The 23,210-nt window shown below is 56.4% G+C and carries 23 protein-coding genes and 1 tRNA gene; 10 read left to right on the plus strand and 14 right to left on the minus strand.

From position 1 onward, the window contains the following. The first annotated feature begins 41 nt into the window (after positions 1-41). The gene (locus ETHHA_RS08735) at positions 42-992 is read left to right on the plus strand and encodes a glycosyltransferase family 2 protein (protein WP_041686799.1); all 951 of its coding nucleotides are present in this window, start codon (positions 42-44) and stop codon (positions 990-992) included. Between the two features lie 395 nt (positions 993-1,387). On the opposite strand, the gene ETHHA_RS08740 is transcribed toward ETHHA_RS08735, so the two are convergent. Both ETHHA_RS08740 and ETHHA_RS08745 read right to left on the minus strand, forming a co-directional pair. Next, positions 1,388-2,476 (minus strand): glycerol dehydrogenase, encoded by a 1,089-nt coding sequence (locus ETHHA_RS08740; protein ID WP_013485615.1) that lies wholly within the window; start codon positions 2,474-2,476, stop codon positions 1,388-1,390. Between the two features lie 180 nt (positions 2,477-2,656). Further along, positions 2,657-3,511: a YitT family protein gene (locus ETHHA_RS08745; protein WP_013485616.1), complete on the minus strand. Its 855-nt coding sequence runs from the start codon at positions 3,509-3,511 to the stop codon at positions 2,657-2,659. A 444-nt stretch (positions 3,512-3,955) separates the two neighbouring features. Here ETHHA_RS08745 and ETHHA_RS08750 point away from each other — a divergent pair, with 444 nt between their 5' ends. Further along, entirely contained in the window at positions 3,956-5,263 is a 1,308-nt protein-coding gene (locus tag ETHHA_RS08750) for a DEAD/DEAH box helicase (protein ID WP_013485617.1), read from the plus strand. Further along, a complete protein-coding gene (locus tag ETHHA_RS08755) occupies positions 5,260-5,520 on the plus strand; it encodes an MJ0042-type zinc finger domain-containing protein (RefSeq protein ID WP_041686800.1) in 261 nt (86 codons plus the stop codon). Before ETHHA_RS08750 ends, ETHHA_RS08755 begins: the two co-directional genes overlap by 4 nt. A gap of 58 nt (positions 5,521-5,578) precedes the next feature. On the opposite strand, the gene ETHHA_RS15170 is transcribed toward ETHHA_RS08755, so the two are convergent. Then, the gene (locus ETHHA_RS15170) at positions 5,579-5,752 is read right to left on the minus strand and encodes an Arc family DNA-binding protein (RefSeq protein ID WP_013485618.1); all 174 of its coding nucleotides are present in this window, start codon (positions 5,750-5,752) and stop codon (positions 5,579-5,581) included. Positions 5,753-5,818: 66 nt separating this feature from the next. Further along, entirely contained in the window at positions 5,819-5,992 is a 174-nt protein-coding gene (locus tag ETHHA_RS15175) for an Arc family DNA-binding protein (protein ID WP_013485619.1), read from the minus strand. A gap of 108 nt (positions 5,993-6,100) precedes the next feature. Between ETHHA_RS15175 and ETHHA_RS15875 the strand changes: the two genes are divergently transcribed. Then, on the plus strand, positions 6,101-6,265 hold the full coding sequence (locus ETHHA_RS15875) for a hypothetical protein (RefSeq protein WP_013485620.1): 165 nt from the start codon (positions 6,101-6,103) through the stop codon (positions 6,263-6,265). 66 nt (positions 6,266-6,331) lie between these two features. Here ETHHA_RS15875 and spoIVA read toward each other — a convergent pair whose 3' ends face one another. The 3 genes from spoIVA to hcp form a co-directional block, all read right to left on the minus strand. Continuing rightward, complete coding sequence (gene spoIVA, locus ETHHA_RS08760) at positions 6,332-7,810, minus strand: stage IV sporulation protein A (protein ID WP_013485621.1); 1,479 nt, start codon at positions 7,808-7,810, stop codon at positions 6,332-6,334. Positions 7,811-7,974: 164 nt separating this feature from the next. After that, positions 7,975-9,537 (minus strand): DUF3794 and LysM peptidoglycan-binding domain-containing protein, encoded by a 1,563-nt coding sequence (locus tag ETHHA_RS08765; RefSeq protein WP_013485622.1) that lies wholly within the window; start codon positions 9,535-9,537, stop codon positions 7,975-7,977. Between the two features lie 371 nt (positions 9,538-9,908). After that, positions 9,909-11,462 carry a hydroxylamine reductase gene (hcp, locus tag ETHHA_RS08770; RefSeq protein ID WP_013485623.1) on the minus strand — a complete coding sequence of 518 codons (1,554 nt, stop codon included), beginning with the start codon at positions 11,460-11,462 and terminating at the stop codon, positions 9,909-9,911. A 123-nt stretch (positions 11,463-11,585) separates the two neighbouring features. On the opposite strand from hcp, the gene ETHHA_RS08775 reads away from it, so the two are divergent. From ETHHA_RS08775 to ETHHA_RS08785, 3 genes are read left to right on the plus strand one after another with little or no spacing between them, the layout of a single operon-like run. After that, a complete protein-coding gene (locus tag ETHHA_RS08775) occupies positions 11,586-12,260 on the plus strand; it encodes a Crp/Fnr family transcriptional regulator (protein ID WP_013485624.1) in 675 nt (224 codons plus the stop codon). A gap of 32 nt (positions 12,261-12,292) precedes the next feature. Beyond that, a complete protein-coding gene (locus ETHHA_RS08780; RefSeq protein WP_013485625.1) occupies positions 12,293-13,636 on the plus strand; it encodes a putative DNA modification/repair radical SAM protein in 1,344 nt (447 codons plus the stop codon). Continuing rightward, on the plus strand, positions 13,615-14,400 hold the full coding sequence (locus tag ETHHA_RS08785) for a TIGR03915 family putative DNA repair protein (RefSeq protein ID WP_013485626.1): 786 nt from the start codon (positions 13,615-13,617) through the stop codon (positions 14,398-14,400). Before ETHHA_RS08780 ends, ETHHA_RS08785 begins: the two co-directional genes overlap by 22 nt. A gap of 66 nt (positions 14,401-14,466) precedes the next feature. Here the strand turns inward: ETHHA_RS08785 and ETHHA_RS08790 are convergent, their stop codons facing one another. The 3 genes from ETHHA_RS08790 to ETHHA_RS08800 are packed head-to-tail and all read right to left on the minus strand — an operon-like array spanning position 14,467 to position 17,196. Further along, complete coding sequence (locus ETHHA_RS08790; RefSeq protein WP_013485627.1) at positions 14,467-15,501, minus strand: ABC transporter substrate-binding protein; 1,035 nt, start codon at positions 15,499-15,501, stop codon at positions 14,467-14,469. 40 nt (positions 15,502-15,541) lie between these two features. After that, complete coding sequence (locus tag ETHHA_RS08795; protein WP_013485628.1) at positions 15,542-16,393, minus strand: ABC transporter permease; 852 nt, start codon at positions 16,391-16,393, stop codon at positions 15,542-15,544. Between the two features lie 14 nt (positions 16,394-16,407). Next, positions 16,408-17,196 carry an ABC transporter ATP-binding protein gene (locus ETHHA_RS08800; RefSeq protein WP_013485629.1) on the minus strand — a complete coding sequence of 263 codons (789 nt, stop codon included), beginning with the start codon at positions 17,194-17,196 and terminating at the stop codon, positions 16,408-16,410. A gap of 184 nt (positions 17,197-17,380) precedes the next feature. On the opposite strand from ETHHA_RS08800, the gene ETHHA_RS15880 reads away from it, so the two are divergent. Both ETHHA_RS15880 and ETHHA_RS08805 read left to right on the plus strand, forming a co-directional pair. Beyond that, the gene (locus tag ETHHA_RS15880) at positions 17,381-17,524 is read left to right on the plus strand and encodes a hypothetical protein (RefSeq protein ID WP_013485630.1); all 144 of its coding nucleotides are present in this window, start codon (positions 17,381-17,383) and stop codon (positions 17,522-17,524) included. A 132-nt stretch (positions 17,525-17,656) separates the two neighbouring features. Continuing rightward, positions 17,657-17,733: transfer RNA gene (locus ETHHA_RS08805), tRNA-Arg, on the plus strand. Positions 17,734-17,868: 135 nt separating this feature from the next. Here the strand turns inward: ETHHA_RS08805 and tnpA are convergent. Together tnpA and ETHHA_RS15595 are read right to left on the minus strand one after the other, a co-directional pair. After that, on the minus strand, positions 17,869-18,327 hold the full coding sequence (tnpA, locus tag ETHHA_RS08810; protein WP_013485043.1) for an IS200/IS605-like element ISEha1 family transposase: 459 nt from the start codon (positions 18,325-18,327) through the stop codon (positions 17,869-17,871). Positions 18,328-18,822: 495 nt separating this feature from the next. Next, a complete protein-coding gene (locus ETHHA_RS15595; RefSeq protein WP_137143879.1) occupies positions 18,823-19,143 on the minus strand; it encodes a hypothetical protein in 321 nt (106 codons plus the stop codon). A gap of 131 nt (positions 19,144-19,274) precedes the next feature. Here ETHHA_RS15595 and ETHHA_RS08820 point away from each other — a divergent pair, with 131 nt between their 5' ends. Beyond that, positions 19,275-20,408 carry a universal stress protein gene (locus ETHHA_RS08820; protein ID WP_013485631.1) on the plus strand — a complete coding sequence of 378 codons (1,134 nt, stop codon included), beginning with the start codon at positions 19,275-19,277 and terminating at the stop codon, positions 20,406-20,408. Between the two features lie 124 nt (positions 20,409-20,532). Here ETHHA_RS08820 and kdpC read toward each other — a convergent pair whose 3' ends face one another. Both kdpC and kdpB read right to left on the minus strand, forming a co-directional pair. Next, entirely contained in the window at positions 20,533-21,138 is a 606-nt protein-coding gene (gene kdpC / locus ETHHA_RS08825) for a potassium-transporting ATPase subunit KdpC (protein ID WP_013485632.1), read from the minus strand. A 16-nt stretch (positions 21,139-21,154) separates the two neighbouring features. After that, positions 21,155-23,200, minus strand: coding sequence for a potassium-transporting ATPase subunit KdpB (kdpB, locus tag ETHHA_RS08830; RefSeq protein WP_013485633.1), 2,046 nt, complete (start codon positions 23,198-23,200; stop codon positions 21,155-21,157). Between the last annotated feature and the right edge of the window lie 10 nt (positions 23,201-23,210).

Here is a 23,210-nt window from a genome sequence, read left to right on the forward strand (position 1 = left end):
TATGCCTGAACCAACCAGCCACAAAACAATTCCAGAAAGGAATGGCCGACGTGGATACGTTATATATTGTGGTTCCCTGTTACAACGAGGAAGCCGTCCTTCCTGAAACCGGCAGAAGGCTGGTGGAAAAGCTGGGCCGCCTGACACACGACCAGATGGTATCGGAAAAGAGCCGGATCGTATTTGTGGACGACGGCTCCCGGGACAGCACCTGGAAATGGATTGCCCAGTTGCACAATGAACATGCATGCATCAGCGGCATCCGGCTTTCCTGCAACAAAGGGCATCAAAATGCATTGTTGGCCGGGTTATCTACCGTCAAGGATGAAGCAGACATGGTGATCACCCTGGATGCCGATTTGCAGGATGATATTGATGCCATTGACGAATTCGTGAAAAAATACAACGAAGGATGCGACATTGTATACGGCGTGCGCAGTTCCCGCACCACAGATACGTTTTTTAAACGCCGGACAGCCCTCCTGTTCTATCGGCTGATGCAGACGCTGGGCGTCGATATCATCTACAATCATGCCGATTACCGGCTGATGAGCCGCCGGTCTATCGAAGCGCTGATGCAGTTTAAAGAAGTCAATCTGTTTTTGCGGGGCATTGTGCCCCTGATTGGTTATCGAAGCGCCGTCGTGGAATATGAACGGCATGAACGGTTCGCCGGAGAATCCAAATATCCGCTGCGCAAAATGCTCGCCTTTGCATTGGAGGGCGTTACCTCGTTCAGTGTAAAACCCATCCGCCTGATCGCGGCGGCCGGCTTCCTCATTTTTTCGGTCAGCATCCTTATGCTGATTTATTTTCTGGTGTTGTTTCTGCTGGGAAAAACCGTGGCCGGGTGGACAAGCATCGTCATTTCCATCTGGGCTATCGGCGGCTTGCAGATTTTAAGCGTCGGCATCATCGGCGAATATATTGGAAAGATCTATCTGGAAACCAAAGGGCGCCCCAAGTTTTTTGTGGAACAGTACCTGAAATAAACGCGGAGACCGCAAAATCGCCTGGAAATTCACCAACCCGCTTGATGTGCCAGAAACAACCCTTTCGTCTGCTGCAATCCGTTTCTCAAAGCATGCCGCGATCTTGCGTCATATTGCACTTGCTTTTCACCAGATTACGGATTACAGACGGTTTTTCCGGGTTTTTTCGGCTTTTTGCATGAAGACCTTTGCGTTTTGCGTGACGGACGACGTCTCCCGTATTTTTCAGCATGCCGATCCATATCCGTCCATTTTCGTTTCATAACAAAGCCCCCTGCCGTAGTTGATGATCCTACGGCGGGGGGCTTTTTCACCATATTCGTTTAAAAGGAAATCGTTCCGTACCGGCAGGGCCTTTTTAAACGGAAATGCCCGTCTTACCGGCAAAGCACGGATTACTGCAGGTAGGTCTTGCCCAGCGCATCCGCGGCGAGCAGCGCATCATACAGCGCGTCCGGCGTCACGTCGCCCAGCAGGTTGTGGATGGACTCGCCCGGCGCGCAGGCTTTTTCCGCCGCGATGTGCACACGTTCGACATCGGTGACACCGATCTGCTCCAACGTGACCGGCAGGCTGACGGAGATGCAGAAATGCACCACTTCGCCGATCTCTTCCAGATCGGCGTTTTCCAGCAGGAGCTGCGCGATGGTACCGAACGCGACGATGCTGCCGTGCTGGGTCTTTTCACATTCCTCCAATGCCGTAAAGCCGTTGTATACCGAATGCGAGACCGCGAGACCGCCGTTGTCCGCACCCACGCCGCTCAGGAAGGTATTGGCTTCGATGATGCTTTCCACCGCCGGGGTAAGCAGGCCCCGTTCCACCGCCTGCTTGGCTTTCAGGCCGTCGCGCAGCAGAGTCTCATAGCAGAGTTCGCAGAGCGCCATAGCGGATTTGGTAACGCCGCCGTTTTCCAGGCTGGGGGCGTTGCTGGCCACGCAGGCGCGGGCTTCAAAATAAGTGCCCAGCGCGTCGCCCATACCGGCCACAAGGAATTTAACCGGCGCTTTGGAGAGAATGGTGGTATCCACGATGACCACATCGGGGTTTTTGGGATAGAAAATGTACTTATCGAACGAACCGTCGTCGTTGTAGATAACCGAAAGGCCGGTGCAGGGCGCGTCGGTCGCCGCAACGGTCGGGATGATGACAACCGGGCGGTGCTCATAATAGGCCGTCGCCTTCGCGGTGTCGATGGCGCTGCCGCCGCCCACGCCGCAGACGACGTCGATGTCGTTTTCACGCACGATCTGACGCATCCGCTCGATTTCGCCGTTGGAACTGATGCCGCCGAAAATTTCAAAAATCAGCTTGTTTTCTTTGCCCTCGAAGCTTTTTTCGATTACCGGGCGCGCCTGCTTATGCGCACTGCGGCTGCACACGAACAAAAAAGATTTGCCAAAATCTTTCACATTGTCATAGGTCTCGAGTAAAGCGTCTTTCCCCTGCACATAGTTATGGGGTGCTCTGAATAATTTTAACACAAAATCAACTCCTTACCCCCATTTTATAATAGGAATGCCGGTTAATCAAGAAAAATTCTCAAACCGTCCGCGCTGCCGCCGCATATCGTCCACTCCACGCAGCCGATGTGATCGGAATCCGCCGCGCCGGCGATCTCAATCCAACCCTTTATGCAGGGGTTGGTGAAAACGATTGGAAAATCAATGGATAGGTCGCTTCTGATATTTCTGCCCGGCCACCTCCACGCTGCCGATGGTGACCAGCGCGTTCGGGTCAAAATCCAGCACGATGGACTTCAGTTTGGCGATCTCCAGGCGGGAAACCACCACATACAGCACGGTTGCATCGTTTTTCAGGTAGCCGCCGCGCGCGTCGAGCAATGTACCGCTCCGGCCAAGACGGTCGCGGACAGCGGCGGTAATGTCTTCATACCGGTCGGAAATCACCATAACCGCGCGCGATTCGTCCACACCTTCGACGACCACGTCAATGGCCTTAAATGCGATGAAGTAAGCGATGAGCGAATACATCGCCCGGTTCCAACCGAACACGAACCCCGCGCTGGAAAGGATGAACAGGTTCATAAACATCACGATCTCGCCGATCGAGAACCCCACTTTTTTATCAAGGATGATGGCAATGATCTCCGAGCCGTCAAGCGAGCCCCCGTTGCGGATAATGAGCCCTACGCCCACGCCAACAATCACGCCGCCGAACACACCGGCCAGCAGCGGCTGATCTGTGAGACTGGGCACCGGGTGCAGGAGCGAAACACCCAGTGAAACCGCCAGGACCGCGAACAATGTGGTGAATGTGAAGCTTTTGCCGATCTGCTTATAGCCGATGACAAAAAACGGAACATTCAGCAAAAACGTGAACAGACCGAGCGGCAAACCGCTGAGATGGCTGACGATAATCGCCACGCCCATCACACCGCCGTCAATCACATTATTGGGCACAAGGAAGATCTCCAGACCTATGGAGTAGAGGGCCGCGCCCAGCAGCACCAGAAGCACACGGGCAGCCAGCGCGGCCTGTTTGTTATTGTGGAACAAAGCGCTCCCCCCTTTTCATAACCTTTGAACAAAAGGAAAAACGTTGGAAAAATACAAAAACGAACGGCACCGCCGCCGCTTTTGTACCAGTATAGCATGGCGCCGGACGTTCTGCAAAGCACAATCCACTGCATGAACCGCCCCGCCCGATCTTGCGAAAAGTGCGAAAGACTTTTGGGGCGTCCAAAAAAGCAGTCGGGCTCGTCCATTCTCACACGATGGGACAAGAATACAAAAAGAATCTTTCTATCCCGGCAAAAACGTGGTAGAATAGATGCTGTTTGGTTGCGGCGGACGCGGCGCCTGCCCGCCCGCATCGTTCAGGAACGAAATTTACAGGCCGGCGCACACGCTGCCATCAACTATAAACGTGCCCTACACCGGACACAGCGCGCGCACTTGCATGCGAAAAGCCGGCTATTATAGAACCTTAAGGAGATCTACATGCAGTTTTCACAGCTTCAACTGAACCCCAGCATCCTCAAAGCCCTCGCGGCCGCCGGATATGAGCAGCCCACCCCCATTCAGGAACAGTCCATCCCCTACATTCTGGAAAAGCGCGACCTGCTCGGCACCGCGCAGACCGGCACCGGAAAGACCGCCGCGTTTGCCGTGCCCATTCTCGATCTGCTTTGCCGGGAGCATGGTCAATCCACCGGTTCGCGGCACATCCGCGCGCTGGTGCTTTCCCCCACCCGGGAGCTGGCCATCCAGATCAAGGAGAGCTTTGACCAATACAGCCGCTTCCTGCACCTGCGCAATACGGTGATCTTCGGCGGCGTTTCGCAGATCCCGCAGGTGAGCAGGCTGCGCGAAGGCGTGGATATCCTTGTCGCCACCCCCGGCCGCCTGCTGGACCTGATGAACCAGCGGCATGTCGATCTCTCGCATGTGTCCTATTTTGTACTCGACGAGGCCGACCGCATGCTGGACATGGGCTTCATCCACGACGTGCACAAGGTGGTGGAAAAGCTCCCGCAAAACCGGCAGACCCTGCTGTTTTCCGCCACCATGCCGCCGGACATTGCCAGGCTGGCCGACAAGCTGCTCAAAAACCCCGCGCAGGTGTCGGTGGCGCCGGTCTCCTCCACGGCGGAAACGGTGGAACAGAAACTCTTTTATGTGGATAAAAAGAACAAGAAACACCTGCTGGTGCATCTGCTGAAAACCGCCGATATGGAATCGGTGCTGGTCTTTTCCCGCACCAAGCACGGCGCGAACAAGATTGTGGAGCACCTCGAAAAAGCAGGCATTCCGTCCAAAGCCATCCACGGCAACAAGTCACAGAGCGCGCGCCAACAGGCGCTGCGCGAATTCAAGAGCCGGAAGATTCATGTGCTGGTGGCCACCGACATCGCCGCGCGCGGCATTGACGTGACCGAGCTGTCACACGTCATCAACTACGACCTTCCCAATGAGCCGGAAACCTATGTGCACCGCATCGGGCGCACGGGGCGCGCCGGGCAGAGCGGCATGGCCTTTTCGTTCTGCGACGAAGAAGAACACGATTACCTGCGCACCATTGAGCGGTTGATCGGCAAGCACATCCCGGTGGAAAACGATCACCCGTATCCGGCTACCATGGCGCCCACCGCGCCGCCGAAACAGGGCGGACACGGCGGCGGACGCAGACCGGCTCCGCGCAATCCGCGCACCGGGAACGCACACAGCGGCGGATATCGCCCGGCGGGGCGACCGGGTAATCCGCACGGCGGGCGCGGCGGCTCCGTGCGCCAGCGCACCGGCATATGATGCTCACCACATTGGCCGGCTTTTGGAAAGGGGTCACGGCACTCCTGCTCATTGCGGCCATGTTCGCGCTTGCCGTCGTCTTCTATTTTCGCTATTTCCTCTCCCATCGGAAATTTCGCCGGGACGACACGTTCCAGTGCCCCTATTGCGGCACGGTGTTCACGCTGCCGCACTTCCAGCCCAGCATCCATTTGATCCGGCAGCGTCTGGTGCGGTGCCCCTCGTGCGGCAAAACGTTCTGGCAGCGGTGGATGTAATAGATACTTGATATGCAGTAAAAACCACCTTTGCGGTTTGTCCGTAAAGGTGGTTTTGTCAGTCTTCCAACGGGATTTCGCCGTGCTCTTTCTCAAACGCCTGCACATGCCTGCGAATGAGCAGCTCCACTTCCCGGTTTGCGGAGCGTGCGTTGTATTCGGCTACATATCTTATTTTTTTCAGTGAAACAGATGAAATACGGATCGTAAAACGCGGCAAATCAGATGGCATTGCAACTCCTTCACGTTATGTCAAAAAAGGCGTTATGGAAGTGTTTTCTATACCGGCACCCTTTTCTTAGTCTTTCAGATGAATTTCCCCATGCTCTTTTTCAAATGACCGCACATGCTTCTGAATCAGCAGTTCCACCTCACGATTGGCGGAACGCGCATTGTATTCGGCGATATAGCGCAGTTTTTTCAATAGTATAAGCGATATGCGTAACGTGAATTGCGGCAGATTAGATGGCATTGCAACTCCTCCATGTCATTTCGATATATAGACATGATAAGATTTTGTTGACGCCAAGGTGATCTCACTTTATAATAATACCATACTCCATGACGAGGTGGTTATACCATGCCCGACTATAAATCCATGTATTTCCAACTGGCCGCGAACGTGGCGGATGCGGTCGACTTGCTGGTGAAGGCGCAGCAAGATGGAGAGAATACCTACACAAAAGAACCGCAGGACATAGCTCTTTTGGAGAAGCTCCGGCCCAATTCCCGCCGCAATAAGTAGAAAACACGTCGCCAAAACGCCCGGCAGAAATATCTGCCGGGCGTTTTGCGATATACGGCGCGCGCGTCACAGGATGATGCAGATGAGGCCGCCGCAGCCCTCGTTGATAATGCGTTCCAGCGTTTCCTGCAATTTTTCCCGCGCGTCCACCGGCATATGATAGAGCTTGTTGTGCAGGCCCTCGGTGACCAGTTCCTGCAAGGATTTTCCGAAGATGTTGGAATCCCAGATTTTCTCGGGGTCTCCCTCAAACTCCTTGAGCAGATAGTCCACCAGTTCTTCGGACTGCTTTTCCGTCCCGACGATGGGGTTGATCTCCGACACCACGCGGCATTTGAGCATATGGATGGATTCCGAGCTTGCTTTCAGGCGCACGCCGTACCGCCCGCCCTGCCGCACGATCTCGGGGTCTTCCAGCGTCATTTCCTCCATAGTCGGCATCACGATGCCGTAGCCCGTGGCTTTCACCTCGTCGAGCGCGTTTTTCACCTTGTCATACTCTTTCTTGGAAGCGGCCAGGCTCTGCATCAGCTCGATGAGATCGCCCTCACTGGTGATCTCAAAGCCTGTCGTCTCACCCAGCACCTTGTAGAAGAGGCCCGGCTGCACCTCCACCTTCAGCCCGGCGGTACCGCGCCCGAGATCGACGCTGGCCAGCCGCACATCCGTCACATACTCGTTTCCGCGGATGCCGTCCAGCGCGCCGCGCACCTCGCGGATCTTCGAGATATCCTGCGCGGAGTCGTGGATGGTGCTGTACAGCGAGGTGTGCAGCCAGTGGCCGGGTTCCAGCGCGGCGATCCAGTCCGGCAGATCGACCCCGATCTCCTTGACCGGGAACTCGAACAGCACCGTCTCGATGATGCTGCGTATCTCCCCTTCCCCGAGGTTCACGCAGTTGACCGGCAGCACCGGCACGTTGTATGCCGCTTCCATTTGCGTGCGCAGCGTCTGGGTTTCGTCCGCCGTGGGATGGACGCTGTTGAGCAGGATGACGAACGGCTTCTCTATTTCTTTGAGCTCGTTTATCACCCGTTCTTCCGCCTCTGCATATTCGTCGCGCGGGATCTCTCCGATGGAGCCGTCCGTCGTCACCACCAGGCCGATGGTGGAGTGCTCGGTGATGACCTTGCGGGTGCCGATCTCGGCCGCCATATTGAAAGGAATCTCCTTGTCGAACCACGGCGTCATCACCATGCGGGGATTGTCGTTCTCGATGTAGCCCAGCGCACTGGGCACGATATACCCCACACAGTCGATCATCCGCACGCGGAACTTCGCGTTGTCGGCCAGTGTGACCTCCACGGCCTCGTTGGGGATAAATTTCGGCTCGGTGGTCATGATGGTGCGGCCCGCCGCGCTCTGGGGCATTTCATCCACCGCGCGGTCGTGCTTGTAGCTGCCCTCGATATTCGGGAGCACCAGCGTTTCCATGAACCGCTTGATAAAAGTCGATTTCCCGGTGCGGACGGGGCCGACCACCCCGATGTAGATGTCGCCGTCCGTCCGCTGTGCGATATCCTGATAGATGCTGCGGCTGTCCATGCCCGTTCCTCCTTGTTTGCTTTTCACGGCACCCCACCGCGCCCGCATGGGCGGCCTTGGCGGGCCCGCTCTTTGTCAGTGTTTGATCGACCGCCCTATTTCTCGCATGGCCAGCCGCGTATACGGCCTCATGCTGCGCGTATCCAGCGGCGGCTTGTGACCGGTCAGCTCTTGTGCCGGCGCTGTTTGGGAATCAACAGCATACTGCGCGCGTCCAGCGCGTCTTCTTCCAGATTGTTTTCCTGCTTGATGCCCTCCGGCGACGTATTGTATCGTTTGGCGATTTCCCAGACACTCTCGCCTTTATCGGCAAAATAGAGCGTCAGTGTTTTCTGCGGCGGCAATTCTTTCGGCTGCGAGTCGTCCATATCCAGGTCGGCCACAGCGTTTTCCTGCACTGCCGTAAAAACGGTGGCGTCCACCGCGCATTCCACCCGCAGGTCCAGCCGGTTCGGCCCGGAGAGCGTATAGCTGTTGGAAACCACCTGCACATCCGGGTCGCCGCGCATGCTCCCGGACGCGTTTTTGAGTTCCTCCCGAATGCTGAACGGCACCGTTTTGTCGGCGCAGACCGGCCCGCCCTGCACATCCACCGCAAAGACCGAGACCTGCAGTTCTCCCGTCAGCAGCAGCGCGCCACCCTCAAACTTGCTTTCGGTGAGGTTTGCCTGCACCGTGCAGTCGGTCACGGACTTGAGTTCCACCGCTTCCAGTTCCACCGTCTGTCGCACCATCTCGGTGGTGTGGACGGTGTCGGCCACATGCAGCAGCGTGACCGGCCGCGTCTGGAGCGCCACTTCATACTCCGGGCTGAACGCGTCGATCAGCGCCGTAACCTCCCGGGTGCGGTAGGCGCTTACCTCCGCCGTCACGGTCATCTGCACATCCAGCTTGCGGTTTTCGCCCTCGCCGTCGGGCTGGGCGGTGGAGTTCACCACTCCGGGGATGAGCCGCAGCGTGCAGCCGCAGTCCTCGTCCACACCCGGCAGGTCGATGATCTGGCTGACGGGGATGGCGTGTTCCATCACTTCCACGCCGCCCTCTCCGTCTTCCGTTTCAGCGGAATAGAGGGTCTTGAGCCGAATCTCGCCCTTGGCGATGACTTTGTTGCTGATGAGTTTGTAGTCCTGCACGACGGCCACCGCGTCGGTCTGAATGACAGACGCCACCGGAGGTTTGCCGTAGCTGATCTCCAACTGCTCATGCACGTCGAAGGGTTTTTCCGCCGAGCCGACATGCGTGCTGCACCGCACGGGGCGGGCGCACGTTTCCAGACGCGTATCCTCCACGCCGCTGATGAACTCCTCCTCCCGCTCGACCATCACGATCGCGCGGATGGCGAGCGACCCACGCACCTGCACCCGTCTGGGGCCGATCAGCCGACAGTTGACATAGGCCACCCGGGCCCTTACCCGCGCGCGGGCTTCCACGCCCTCCTCGCCCAGATCGAACGTATGGGTAAACGCCGTTTCATGCTTGAGGCAGCGCACATTGCCCGAATTTTCCGTGATGTATAGCACCCGGACATAAAAGGTGCCGCTGACCGTCAGGCGCGCGCCGTCCACCTGCTTGGCGTCGATCTCCACGCAGCCCTCGGTCTTGAGCACGCGCGAAACATCGGGGCAATAGTCTGGCAGGATGATGTCGCAGTCCACAGGATGGTCGGCGGCGGTATCCAGAACGGGCGCGCTGACACGGACCGTATCCCGCGTGATGGGCAAATCCATAGGTTATCTCTCCTTTGAACGCAGGGCGCGGCGGCAGAGTGCACACGCCTGGTGCGCGGTTTGGCGGCTCGCCGCGGAGCCGGTATGCACCTGCGGCCGCGTATGGCGAGTCCCTTATTTCGATTGGCAGTACCATGTATATTCGCCGTTGTCCCCATTATGCAGCATTTGCCGCGCAAACGGCAAAACAGCGCATTTTTTCCATGCCCGCGCAGGGCTCCGCACTTGCATTTTTCGCAAAAACAGGATATAATGAGATATCTCAATTCCGTTCCCCGCCGCAGCCCGCAGGCGGCAAACGCCCCCCTGCCGGGCGCGCAAAAAAGCCGTGTGCACACGGCACACGGCTTTTTTTAATTTTCTCCGGGAGATCAGGCAAGCAGTTTCTGCAGATCCGCGTCGGGGGTGGAAATGGGGGTCAGCCCGAATTTTTCAACCAGCACGTTCAGCACGCCCGGCGACACGAACGCCGGCAGCGACGGCCCGATGTGGATGTTCCGGATGCCCAGCGAGAGCAGCGTGAGCAGGATGCAGACGGCTTTCTGCTCATACCACGACAGCACCAGGCTGAGCGGCAGCTCGTTCACACCCGCGCCGAACGCTTCGGACAGCGCGAGCGCCACCCGGATGGCGCCGTAGGCGTCGTTGCACTGGCCCATGTCCAGCAGGCGCGGGATGCCGCCGATGTCGCCGAGATCCAGGTCGTTAAAGCGGTATTTCCCGCACGCCAGCGTGAGGATAACGGTATCCTTCGGCGCTTTCTCCACAAACTCCGTGTAGTAGTTCCGGCCGGGCTTCGCGCCGTCGCAGCCGCCCACGAGGAAGAAATGCTTGATGGCTCCGGCCTTCACCGCGTCGATCACCTTGTCGGCCACCGACAGCACCGTGCCCCAGCCAAATCCGGTGGTGAGGGTCTCGCCGCCGTTGATGCCGGTCATCTTCCGGCCTTCGGGGTATCCGCCCAGTTCCAGCGCCCGCTCGATCACCGGGGTGAAGTCCTTGTCTTCCCCCACATGCACCAGCCCGGGATAAGACACCACCTCGGTGGTGAACACGCGGTCGGCGTAGCTCGGCTTCACCGGCATGAGGCAGTTGGTGGTGAACAGCACCGCGCCGCGGATGTCGTCGAACTCCTTCTGCTGGTTCTGCCACGCCGTGCCGAAGTTGCCTTTTAGGTGCGCATAGGCTTTCAGCTTGGGATAAGCGTGCGCGGGTAACATCTCGCCGTGGGTATAGACGTTCACGCCCTTGCCCTCGGTCTGTTTGAGCAGCAGTTCCAGATCTTTGAGGTCGTGGCCGGACACCACGATGAACGGGCCGGGCGCGACGTTGGTGGTCACGTTGGTCGGTTCGGGCGTGCCGTAGGTCTCGGTGTTGGCTTTGTCCAGCAGCGCCATGCATTTGAGGTTGACTTCGCCGCACTCCATATCCAGCCCCAGCAGCGCGTCGATGGACCGTTCCGCACCGAGCGCGCGCAGGCCTTTGAGAAAAAACGCATCCACCGCTTCGTCCCGGTAGCCCAGCACGCGCGCGTGATACGCATAGGCCGCCATACCGCGCATGCCGAACAACAGCAGGCTTTTCAGCGAGCGATCGTCGTCCTGCGCGTGCCAAAGGGTCTGCATATCCAGCGGATGGGCGGTGTCGCCGCCCAGCGACGCCGTCAGCCGGTCGGTTTTCTCGATCTGCGCGCGGATGGCATCGTCGTCGAACGCCACGTTGGTCACGGTGACAAACAGACCGTCCACCACCGCCCGATAGACTTCTTCGTTTCCTTCTTTGGCAGCGAGCGCCAGCGCGGCCAGCGCGCCGGTCAGTTCATCCTGTAAGTTGGCCGTGGACGCCTTTTTGCCGCATACGCCGGCCACGGTGCAGCCGCAGCCTTTCGCCGTTTGTTCACACTGAAAGCAAAACATCTCAGACATTTCTGTTCCTCCTGCATCGGTTTGGATAAAACGGGTGCAAACCCCGGAATCACTTGCTTTTGTGTGCCCAGTATAGTACAATGAAGCATCCAAATCGGTTGTAAAAGCAACGGAGTGAGTGAATTGCAGAATGATCTGACCCAAATCGCCGCAATGCCTGTTTTTGAACACATCCGCCCGGAAGAACTGGAAAAGCTGCTGCCCTGCCTGGGCGCGCGGATACGTTCAGCCGTAAAAGGTGAGATTGTACTGCTGGCCGGGGAACCGGTGGACAGTGTGGGACTGCTGTTGGCAGGCAGCGCACAGATCGCCCGTGAGGACGAGGCCGGTAACCGCAACATGCTCGGGCGGGTGGAACCGGGCGAATTGTTTGCCGAAATGTTCGCCTGCCTGGGAATGGCACATTCCCCCGTAACCGTGACGGCCGAGACCGACGTGCGCGTGCTGTTCCTCAATTTTCACCGTATCATTTACAGCTGCACGTCGGCCTGCGCGTTCCATTCCCGGCTGGTGGAAAACATGCTGCACCTGTTTGCCCGCAAAACGCTGGCGCTCAACGAAAAGCTTGATTGCGTGGGCCGCCGCACGCTGCATGAAAAGGTGCACGCGTTCCTCGCGCAACAACGGGAGCACGGCGGCGGCAATCCATTCACTATCCCGTTCTCCCGCGCGGAGATGGCCGACTATCTCTGCGTGGACCGCAGCGCGCTCTCCGCCATACTCAGCCGGATGAAGCGGGCTGGCGAGATCGACTACCGGAAAAACCGCTTCCGGCTGCTGGACGGGTTTTACCGATAGAAACGGTCTCCGCGAAACAGAGGGAAAAAACAATGGCACAGGATGTCTTTGCAAAATTGCAGATTTTGTCCGACGCGGCCAAATACGACGCGGCCTGCACCTCCAGCGGAGTGGACAGGCAGCCCGCGCTCGGGCAGATTGGCAGCGCGGTCGCCTGCGGCATCTGCCACAGCTTCGCGGGCGACGGGCGATGCATCTCCCTGCTCAAGGTGCTGATGACCAACAGCTGCATCTACGACTGCAAATACTGCGTCAACCGCCGCTCCAACGACACGCCGCGCGCCACCTTCGCACCGAAGGAACTGGCCGACCTCACCATCCAATTCTACCGCCGCAATTACATTGAAGGTCTCTTTCTAAGCTCCGGCGTCCTGCGTGATCCCGATTATACCTGCGAGCGCATGATCGAGACCCTGCGGCTGCTGCGCGAGGAATACCGCTTCGCCGGTTACATCCACGCCAAAGCCATCCCGGGGGCAGACAGCGCGCTCATCGCCCGCCTGGGCATGCTGGCCGACCGCGTCAGCGTCAACATCGAAATGCCGTCCAACGAGAGCCTGCGGCTGCTGGCGCCCGACAAATCGAAAACGTCCATATTAAAACCGATGGGCTTCATCACCGGGCGCATCGCGGAGAACCGCACCGATCTGGTCAAATACCGCCACGCGCCGCGTTTTGCCCCCGCCGGGCAAAGCACCCAGATGGTCATCGGCGCCACACCGGAAAGCGATTACCAGATTTTGCGCCTGTCGGAAGCATTGTATGGCAAGTACAAGCTCAAGCGGGTCTTTTATTCCGCCTATATGCCGATGAACGAGGACACCCTGCTGCCCGCGCGGGATGTCAAGCCGCCGCTGCTGCGCGAGCACCGTCTCTATCAGGCGGACTGGCTGCTGCGGTTCTACGGCTTTTCCGCCGACGAACTGCTGGACGATGCCCACCCGGACTTCAACCCTTATCTTGACCCCAAGTGCAACTGGGCGCTGCACCATCTGGAACAGTTCCCGGTGGAGGTCAACCGAGCCGACTACGCCACGCTGCTGCGGGTGCCGGGCATCGGCGTGACAAGCGCCAAACGCATCCTGCGGGTGCGACGCGCAGGCTCGCTGGATTTCGACGCGCTCAAAAAGCTGGGCGTGGTGCTCAAGCGCGCGCAGTATTTCATCACTTGCCGGGACAGGCAGCGGCAAGGCTTGATGCAAACCAAAGACGCGGCCATCCGCGCACTGCTCTCCGAGCAGGCGCTGGCCCGCCTGCAGGAAGACGCGCCGTCCGTGCTTCGGCCCCGGCAGCTCTCGCTGTTTGATCAACCGGGCGCGCCGCAGCTTACCCCGACCTGGGAGGATCTGCAAAAATGCCTGACCGGCCAAATCTGATCTACCGCTATGACGGCAGCTTCGACGGCCTGCTCTGCTGCGTGTTCGAAAGCTACGCCGCCAAAGAAGTCCCGGCGGATATCCTCTCCGCCGCGCTGCCGCAGACCACTTTCTTTCCCGTCAAGGATATTGCCACCGACCCGCAGAAGGCCAGACGGGTGGCAACCTCCATCCCGGCAAAACTGGGCGCCGAGATGCCGGAATTCATACAGCACGCGTTCCTGACCTGCCTGCCGCAGAAAGAGCGGCACATCCTGCTGTTTCTGCGGCTGGGCTACCGCCTGGGTCCCGCCGTGCGCGACCATCTGGCCGACCCGGCGGTGGACACCCTGCAAAAAGCCGTGCGGCACCTGCTCAACGAAAGCCACCTGCTCAAAGGGTTCATTCGGTTTTCAGCTTTCGGCGGTGCGCTGGTAGCCGAAATCGAACCGAAAAACATTGTCCTGCCGCTGCTTTCACTGCATTTTCGCTCACGCTACCCCGAAGAGCGGTTTCTCATTCTGGATAAGACACACGGCATGGCGCTGGTCTACCGGCCGCATCAGGCGCGCATTGTCCCGGTGGAAGAATTGACACTGCCAGACCCCGACGAGACGGAACAGGCCATGCGCCGCCTATGGAAGCAGTATTACGACACCATTGAGATCCAGGGGCGGCACAACCCGCGCTGCCGCATGGGGCACATGCCCAAGCGGTATTGGGGCAACCTCACCGAGTTCGACCACGGCCCCACCGGCCTGCACGATCCGTTCAAAGACACGTAACAGGCCAAACGCTGCCGCACAGTTTGTGCGGCAGCGTTTGGTAAATCTATATGAAGGCGCGGCGTGTTACGGCTGCGCTTTTTTCACAAACTGCATATCCACCAGCGTGTTGTAGGAATAGCTTCCCTGGTAGATGCCTGTTTTGATGAGCACATCCATATCGTTCTGCACGGCCTTCTGCGAGATCACGCCATCAGTGCTCCAGAGGTCATCCTGATACGCCCGGTTCAGCGAGGCGGTCAGCGCCGCGTCGGTCAGGGTCGGGAACTCCAGCTTCAGGTCCTTTTTGGCAAGGGCCTTGTTGGTATGTACGGTCTTCAGCGCCCGAATCATGGCATTGGTGAATTCCTGCACGGTCCGCGGGTCTTTTTTCAAGGTGGATTTTTTCGTTCCCATCACGGAATAGGAAAAGTCGCCCAGATCGGAGAATTTATAGAACGGCTCGCCCCACACCCCTTTAGAGATGCCGTCGCTGATCTGCGGCTCCGCGCCGTTGCCGATCTGCCCGGCACCGTTTTGCAGCATGGCGACCACGGTGGATGCGTCGGCCGGTTCCAGCAGTTGAGCATCTTTGTCGGGGTCAAGTCCAAGCTGGATGAGCAGGTAGCGCGTGAGCAAATTAGGTGAGCCGCCGTGCCGCCCTGCCACGATCTTTTTGCCTTTCAGAAATGCTTTCAAGGCTTCCTTGCTGTTGTTCGCCGGTGCAAGCCCTTTTGCCGCCACCAGATAGACATTGGCGCGGTTGACGACGTTGCAGAACCCAACGATGGGATCGCTGTTGTTTTTATTTGCCAGCGCGTTGGAATCCACCCCACCGATGACGCCCCACGCGCTGCCGCTTACCACCGCGGTGACATGCGCCCCGCCGGTGGCCTGGATGACCTTCACATCCAGCCCCTGCTGCTTAAAATACCCCTCGCGCTGCGCAACATACAGCGGCAGATAGCCGATGAGATGTACCGGCTCGGCGATGGTGATCTCTTTGAGTTTGCCGGACGATGCGGTTCCGCCCGTTTTCTGTGCACAGCCGGTGAACACCACGGCCGACAGACAGACCGCGGCGGCCAGCACCCCGGCCAGTGTACGTTTTGGCTTTTTCATTTTTAAATCCCCTCCGATTCCATTACAAAATTCAGCAGGTTTACGAATGGATGATGGCCAATCGTTTGGACAGCCACTTTTCCAGTGCCACCACGCCCGCATACATCACCAGAGACAGAATGGACAGCACGAACACACCCACCCAGACGAGGTTGATGTCGAGGATGGTTCCGGCGTAGATGACCATGCGCCCCACACCCTGATTGGATGCGATAAATTCCCCGACGATCGCGCCCGCAAGCGCCAGCGCGATATTGATGCGCAGGCTGCTGACGATCCACGGCATCGACCACGGCACCACGACTTTGCCAAACACTTGCAGACGGGTGGCCCCCAGCGAATAGAGCAGGGTTTCCATCTCGGGATCGACGCTTTTGACGCCGCCATAAGCGGAAAGCGCGGTGACGACCACCGTCATAAGGAACGCAAGCGCCACTTTGGAGAAAAATCCAATGCCAAACAGGATGACCAGCACCGGCGCAAGCGCCAGTTTCGGCAGCGCGTTGAACACGATCAGATAGGGTTCGGTGATCGCCGCATACCGCTTCGACCACCAGAACGACAAACCCAGGATACTGCCGAACAGCGTACCGAACACAAATCCCAGCAGCGTGGAGCCCGATGTGTAGGCCATGTCACGCAGTAAGGTGCCTTTGACCATCTGGATATACGCGGTATGTAAAATGGTGCTGGGGCGGCTCCAGTAATAGGGGTCCATCCAGCCGATACGGGTAAACACTTCCCATACGACCACAATGGCCATGCCGACGGCGATGCGCCCGAACAGCACCGCGCGCTTTTTGCTGGCGCGCGCCTTTTGCTGCGCGGCCTCGCCGTCCTGCTCCGGCCCGGTTTGGGCAGGATGCCGGGCAGGCTCTGCCGATACAGCCATGTTTCCACCTCCTTTCAGCCGGCCGCTCCCACGATGGGCGCCTCGGAAAACAGCAGATCCAGCAAGCGGTGTTTCAGCTCCGTGAACACCGCCTGCGTCATGTCGCCCGGTTTGCGCGGGCGCGGAATCGGCACTTCAATTTTAGCCCGGATATGCCCGGGCCGCGGTGAAAAAACATAGATTTCGTCCGACAGATAGATCGCTTCATCAATATCATGCGTCACAAACAGGACAGTCTTCTGAAAATCCCGCCAGAGTTCCAGCAGCCAGTTCTGCATATGTAAACGAGTCTGTGCATCCAGCGCGCCAAACGGCTCATCCAGCAGCAGGATATCCCGGTCATACAGCAGCGTGCGCAGCAGAGCCGCACGCTGCCGCATGCCGCCGGAAAGCGCAGTGGGATACTGCGTCTCAAACCCTTTCAGGCCGTACTGCGCCATCAGCGGAAGCGCCCGCTTCACCGACTCCGCGCGCCGCACACCGCGTATCTCCATCCCCAAGATAATATTATCCAAAATCGTGCGCCAGGGCAGCAGCATATCCTTTTGCAGCATATAGCCCACGGTGCCGGGACGGGCCACGATGTCCTGCCCGTCCGCCAGCACCTGTCCCGTGGTGGGGCACAGCAATCCTGCAATAATGTTGAACAACGTCGATTTCCCACATCCGCTTGGCCCGATCATACTAATGAACCGACCTTCTTTTACAGAAAAATTCACTTCGCGCAAAGCGACGATTTCTTTTTCGTCCCTGCGGAACGTTTTGCTTACCCCCGCAACGACCAGTTTGCCAGATTGCTCCATTTTGCGCTTCCTTTCCGCCGGAAAATGGGGCATATGGTTCATTTTCCTGGCTGCATGTCATGAACACCTTCAAACCAGTGTATGCCGCCTTGCCGCCGCGTGACGCACTTCCGAAAAAATGCCGGGCCCGCCGCGCACAAACGGCGCAGCTTTGAGGAATACTACTCAAAAGGAGGTATGCACGATGCCGAAAGATTCCCAGCCGGACAGCAAACACGTACGCAAAGTAAAGGCAAACGGTCAGACCCCGCTGACGCGTGAAAATCAAAACCAGAACCACAGCGCCAAAAAGGAAGCCAACGGGCAGAACCACCGTCGCCCTTCTTGACCCATCCCCCCTGACCGATTGTTTCTCAAATAATCTTTCGCTTTTTGAAAAAATCATTTGACAAGTTACAAAAGTTATGCTATTATAGTCAAGCACTTTAAAAACACAGCAAACTTCACCACTTCCAAATATGCGCCAGTAGCTCAGTTGGATAGAGTGTTTGACTACGAATCAAAAGGTCAGGGGTTCGAATCCCTTCTGGCGCACCAAGTAAAAAAGCCTGCAGATCGCTTATCTAAGCTGTTTGTGGGCTTTTTACATATTTTAACAAATTTAACCTGCATCTAAAAAAATGAATCACCCCGCCGCAAGCGGCGGGGTATCCAATGCTAACCCTACCCTTGCTAAAACAACGTGAGTTGTTCTATTGTTTCAACTTTGTAAAGTTGTTTATACTCCTCTGTCTTACCCTGATTCTGCAAGTATCTTTTTATTACTTCTTCACTGCCAAATTTGCTTACCGTATTCACAAAATATCCATCCGTCCATAATTCTCCACCCCATAATTGTTTTTTTACTTCCGGATGTTTAGAAAATATTTCTCGTGCTGTTATACTTTTCACTGTTGTGATTATTTTCGTCGGGCTGTACTTGGGTACTGATTGTATTAGAAAATGCACATGATTTTTATCTGTACCTATTTCAACAAAGTACATCTCAAATCGTTCGCTTATTCCTCCGCACACTTCTACGAGTGTTTTGGTAACTTCTTCGCTAAATATCGCTCTGCGATATTTAGCGGGGCATACAAAATGGTACATCAGCACTGAGACATTGTGAGATTTATGAATATACTCACTCATCTCTTCCCTCTTCTCGTTTTTTGTTATACCAATTTTATACCCTTTTATTTAACGCCGCAAGCGGCGGGGAATTAAACCCTCAGAGATTAAAAGCGGTCAGTCGAAACGTCAGTCGGTATTTTTCCTCTAATCATAAGCGTATAATGGGTTCATCAGAGATATCCTGCACAACCGTCAACGCGCGGGTTTGCGTTACTCACATGCATACCACCGCACACGCCGAGCATGACAAAGGACGTTTGCATACGTGGTATGATAATAATTTGCATTCATATCCAGAATTCGACAAAAAATGATAATTTGCTATTTTAAAATATATAATACAATATACATTTGTCATATTAAAGGGGATAGCAAAGTGAGTAATTTAAATTCAGGAGATTGGGTTAAGACGACCGAGTATTTTAACACACAGCCATTCAGCAACGAGCGCATAGAAAAGGGCAGAGTAATTGACGTGCTGGAAGAAGACGGTTGGGAAACCGCGACGGTTAGTTACGGACGGGGACAGATCACAAAAATCTCTACGAAATATCTTATAAAAATCAAGTGATTTCCACATTCTTCCCAATCATCGCCACACACGCATTCGGGCTCATGCCACAAGGCATGGGCTTTTATTTTGCCGTTGCAGATTGCTTCCTTACCACAATCCCTGCAATATAACGTTGTTCCTCCGTCATCCGTTGTCTCCGGATCATCAAAACCAGCCCTTATCTTGCCACAACATAGCAAACTGCCGGCAGAAACAACCGAAATCGTGCGATCTTCAAAAGAAAAGTTTTTTGAGCTTTCCCGCATCAGAAACATTTCCAAAACGAGACAACGTATACCTCTGCCATTGCTTGCCTAGGTCAATGCACGGTGTTATTCTATATAGTAGAAAACAGCGATTGAACGCATATGAAATCAGCGCACCATCGTAAGTCTGAAAAAGGATGATATTTATGAGCGACAAAAGGCTGACCCCGGAAGAGGCCCTGAATATATGCAACAGCCAGAGCAGAGGAACACTGAAAATATTTCTCGGTTACGCACCCGGCGTCGGCAAAACGTTTGCAATGCTCAACGAAGCAAACCGCCGTCTGAAATATGGGCAGGATATCGTGATTGGATACGTTGAAAATCACGGCCGTGAGGAAACCGACAGCCAGATCGGTGATTTGGGAGTCCTGCCGCGCAAGACCATCCTATATAACGGGGTGGAACTTTCCGAGCTGGATGTAGACGCGATCCTGCAGCGCAAGCCGGATACCGTTTTGATTGACGAGCTGGCCCACACAAACATTCCCGGCTCAAAAAACAAGAAACGATATGAAGACGTGCTTGAGATTCTGTCCCACGGCATCAATGTAATCTCTACGCTCAACATCCAGCATCTTGAGAGCTTGAACGATGTCATTTTTCAGATTACCGGCATCCGTGTCAACGAGACCTTGCCCGACAACATTCTACAGCAGGCAGACGAAGTGGTGGTGGTCGACCTCACGCCGGACGCACTGCAAAACCGCCTGCGCCGTGGAGCAGTGTACAGACCGGAAAAGGTGCCGCAGGCGCTGAAAAATTTCTTCCGCAAGGGCAATCTGAACGCTCTGCGGGAACTGGTGCTCCGCCAGGCGGCTGAGGACGTGGATGAAGACCTCGACGCCTATATGAAGCGCAAAGGCATTAAAGACAACTGGCACACCGTAGAACGCCTGATGGTCTGTATCAGCTCAAGCCCCAATTCCAAAAAACTGATCCGGCGCGGCGCGCGCATTGCCAATCGATACAAGTGCGAATGGCATGTGGTTTCCGTCAACAGCACGCGCCTGTTCTTTGACAACCATACCGAAACGGATCAAAAAATGCTGGAATCCCATGAACAGCTTGCCAGACAGCTAGGCGCGGAGGTCATTGAACTTACCGGCCGCAGCGTCTCCGAAACATTGGCCGTTTATGCCAACCAGAAGCATATCACGCAGATCATTATGGGCCAGTCGGCGCGAACAAAGGTGGAAACATTCTTTCGCGGTTCCACGGTCAACAAGCTCATAAAAATGGTGAAAAACGTAGAAATCCATCTGATTCCGATTGGCTGATCGGCTTCATAACAGAAAGAAGCGCGGTGCATAACGCTCCGCGCTTTTCCATTTGCAACGATCCCGTTGCCTGGACATATATTGGGGAAATCAGCCCCGCGGTGACAGCGAAGCCGCAGGGCTGTCATTTGTGATGCAACAACTGGTAGATGTCCAGGTTTGCCTTCAGCACATTCACACGCGGTTCGCCAAGCACGCCGAGGTCGCGGCCCGCTGTATTCTCCTTGACGATCTTCTGAATGGTCGCTTTTGGGATACCCGTCGCTTTTACGATGCCGTCCACCTGTATGGCTGCCGCCGCCGGGCTGATGTCCGGATCCAGACCGGAGAACGAGCTGGTAAACAGATCAGCCGGAAGATCTTGTTTGGTCAGCCCGGGGTTCGCCTTCAGAAAAGCGTCCACATCCGCTTGGACGCGCTTGGTCAGATCCGGGTTGGAAACCGCCAGATTCGCAGAACCGGAACCGGGCACGAGATCAGACTCTTTGGTACCTGCAGGGAACGTATTATAGTTGACGGCGGAAACGCGCCCATGAAAAAAACGGGCATCCTTGAAATCCTGCCCGATCAACTCCGAACCAACCACGTTACCGTCCACCTTGACCATGCTGCCGTTTGCCTGATGGGAAAAAGCCAGCTGGCCGATCCCCAGCACGAGCATGGGATAGGCAAAGCCGCAAAAAACGATCAATGCTATGCCGACACCCAGCGCCTGTAAAAACCGTTTCATCGTTATCACTCCTTTTTCAGCCCAGGCCGAGCGTGTGCAGCAGCGGGCCAACCACCAAATCGATCACTTTGATACCGATAAACGGGGCGACAATGCCGCCAAGACCGTAGATCGTCATGTTTTTGAGAAGCATGCGGTCGGCGCTCATGGGCTTGAATTTGACGCCCCGCATGGCGATGGGGATCAGCAACGGGATGATGATGGCGTTGAAAATCAGCGCGGAGATAATCGCGCTGCTGGGTGAGGTCAAACCCATTACATTAAGCAGTTTCATGCTTGGAATCGATAGTGTGAAGATGGCGGGCAGGATGGCGAAATATTTCGCCACATCGTTGGCAATGCTGAACGTCGTCAGCGCGCCGCGCGTGATGAGCAGTTGCTTACCGATCTCCACCACCTCAATGATCTTCGTCGGGTCGGAATCGAGATCGACCATGTTGGCCGCTTCCTTGGCCGCTTGCGTGCCGCTGTTCATGGCAAGGCCAACGTCCGCCTGCGCGAGCGCCGGAGCGTCGTTCGTGCCGTCGCCGGTCATGGCGACCAGCTTGCCTTCCGCCTGCTCTTTTTTAATGACGCTGATCTTGTCTTCCGGCTTGCACTCGGCAGCGAAATCATCCACGCCCGCCTCTTTGGCAATGGTGGCTGCCGTCAGCGGATTGTCGCCCGTACACATGATGGTTTTGATGCCGATGCGGCGCAGCCGCGCAAAGCGATCCACAAGGCCGGGTTTCACCGTATCCTTGAGATAGATGACACCCATCACCCGCGCATCCACACAGACGACCAGAGGTGTGCCGCCCAGTTTTGAGATACGTTCCACCTTTGGCTGCAGGTCATCCGGAACGTCGCCTCCTGCCTGCTCCACAAAAGCAGCGATGGTGTCGGCCGCACCCTTGCGCACACGCGTGCCGTTTTTCAGGTTCAGCCCGCTCATACGCGTGGAACTGGAGAACTCCACAACCTCCGCGTCGGCGTATTCCCGACGGTCTAATTCGACGCCTTGCTTTTTGGCGAGCTCCAACACCGAACGGCCTTCCGGCGTATCATCAAACAGCGACGCAATCACGGAAAAACGGACGATGTTTTCCTGCGTCGTGTCGCCAACGGGGACAAATTCAGCGGCCATGCGGTTGCCAAATGTGATGGTACCCGTCTTGTCCAGAATCATCGTGTTCACATCGCCGCAGGCTTCCACCGCCTTGCCGGACATGGCAATAACATTGAACTTGGTCACACGGTCCATGCCCGCAATGCCAATGGCGGACAGCAGCCCGCCGATAGTTGTCGGGATCAGGCAGACCAGCAGCGCGACCAGTGTGGAAACGGGAATGGAAACGTGTGTGAACTTCGCCATTGGGAAAAGCATGACCACAACGATCAGAAAAATCATCGTCAGACTGACCAGAATGAGTGTGAGCGCGATCTCATTCGGCGTTTTCTGGCGCTTCGCGCCCTCTACCAGGCTGATCATCTTGTCGAGAAAGGATTCGCCCGGCGTGGCTGTGATGCGGATTTTCAACTGGTCGCTGACCACTTTTGTGCCGCCGGTAACGGAGCTGAAATCCCCGCCCGCCTCTTTCATAACCGGGGCGGATTCGCCGGTAATGGCAGATTCATCCACCATGGCCAGCCCCTCGATGATCTCGCCGTCGTTCGGAATGATGTCCCCGGTCTCCACCAGCACGACATCGCCTTTTTTCAGGTCGCTCGCGCTTATGGTCGTCACTTTTGAGCCGGAAAGCAGTTTGGCAAGCGTATCCTTGCGCGTCTTTTTCATGCTTTCCGCCTGCGCCTTGCCACGCCCTTCGGCTACGGCCTCGGCAAAATTGGCAAACAGCAGCGTGATAAACAGGATGGCGGTCACGATGGCGTTGTACCGCCAGTCTCCCTTCTCCATCGCATTCGGGAAAAAGGTCAGGAACAGGGTGACCAGCATGCCGATCTCCACCACGAACATCACGGGGTTCTTCATCATGCTTTTCGGATTGAGTTTGACAAACGAATCGCGCACGGCGGTGCGCAGGATCGCGGAATTGTCGATGTTTCTCGTATGCTTGCTCATGGAATCCACC

The sequence above is a fragment of the Ethanoligenens harbinense YUAN-3 genome, assembly GCF_000178115.2.
GTDB lineage: Bacteria > Bacillota > Clostridia > Oscillospirales > Ethanoligenentaceae > Ethanoligenens > Ethanoligenens harbinense.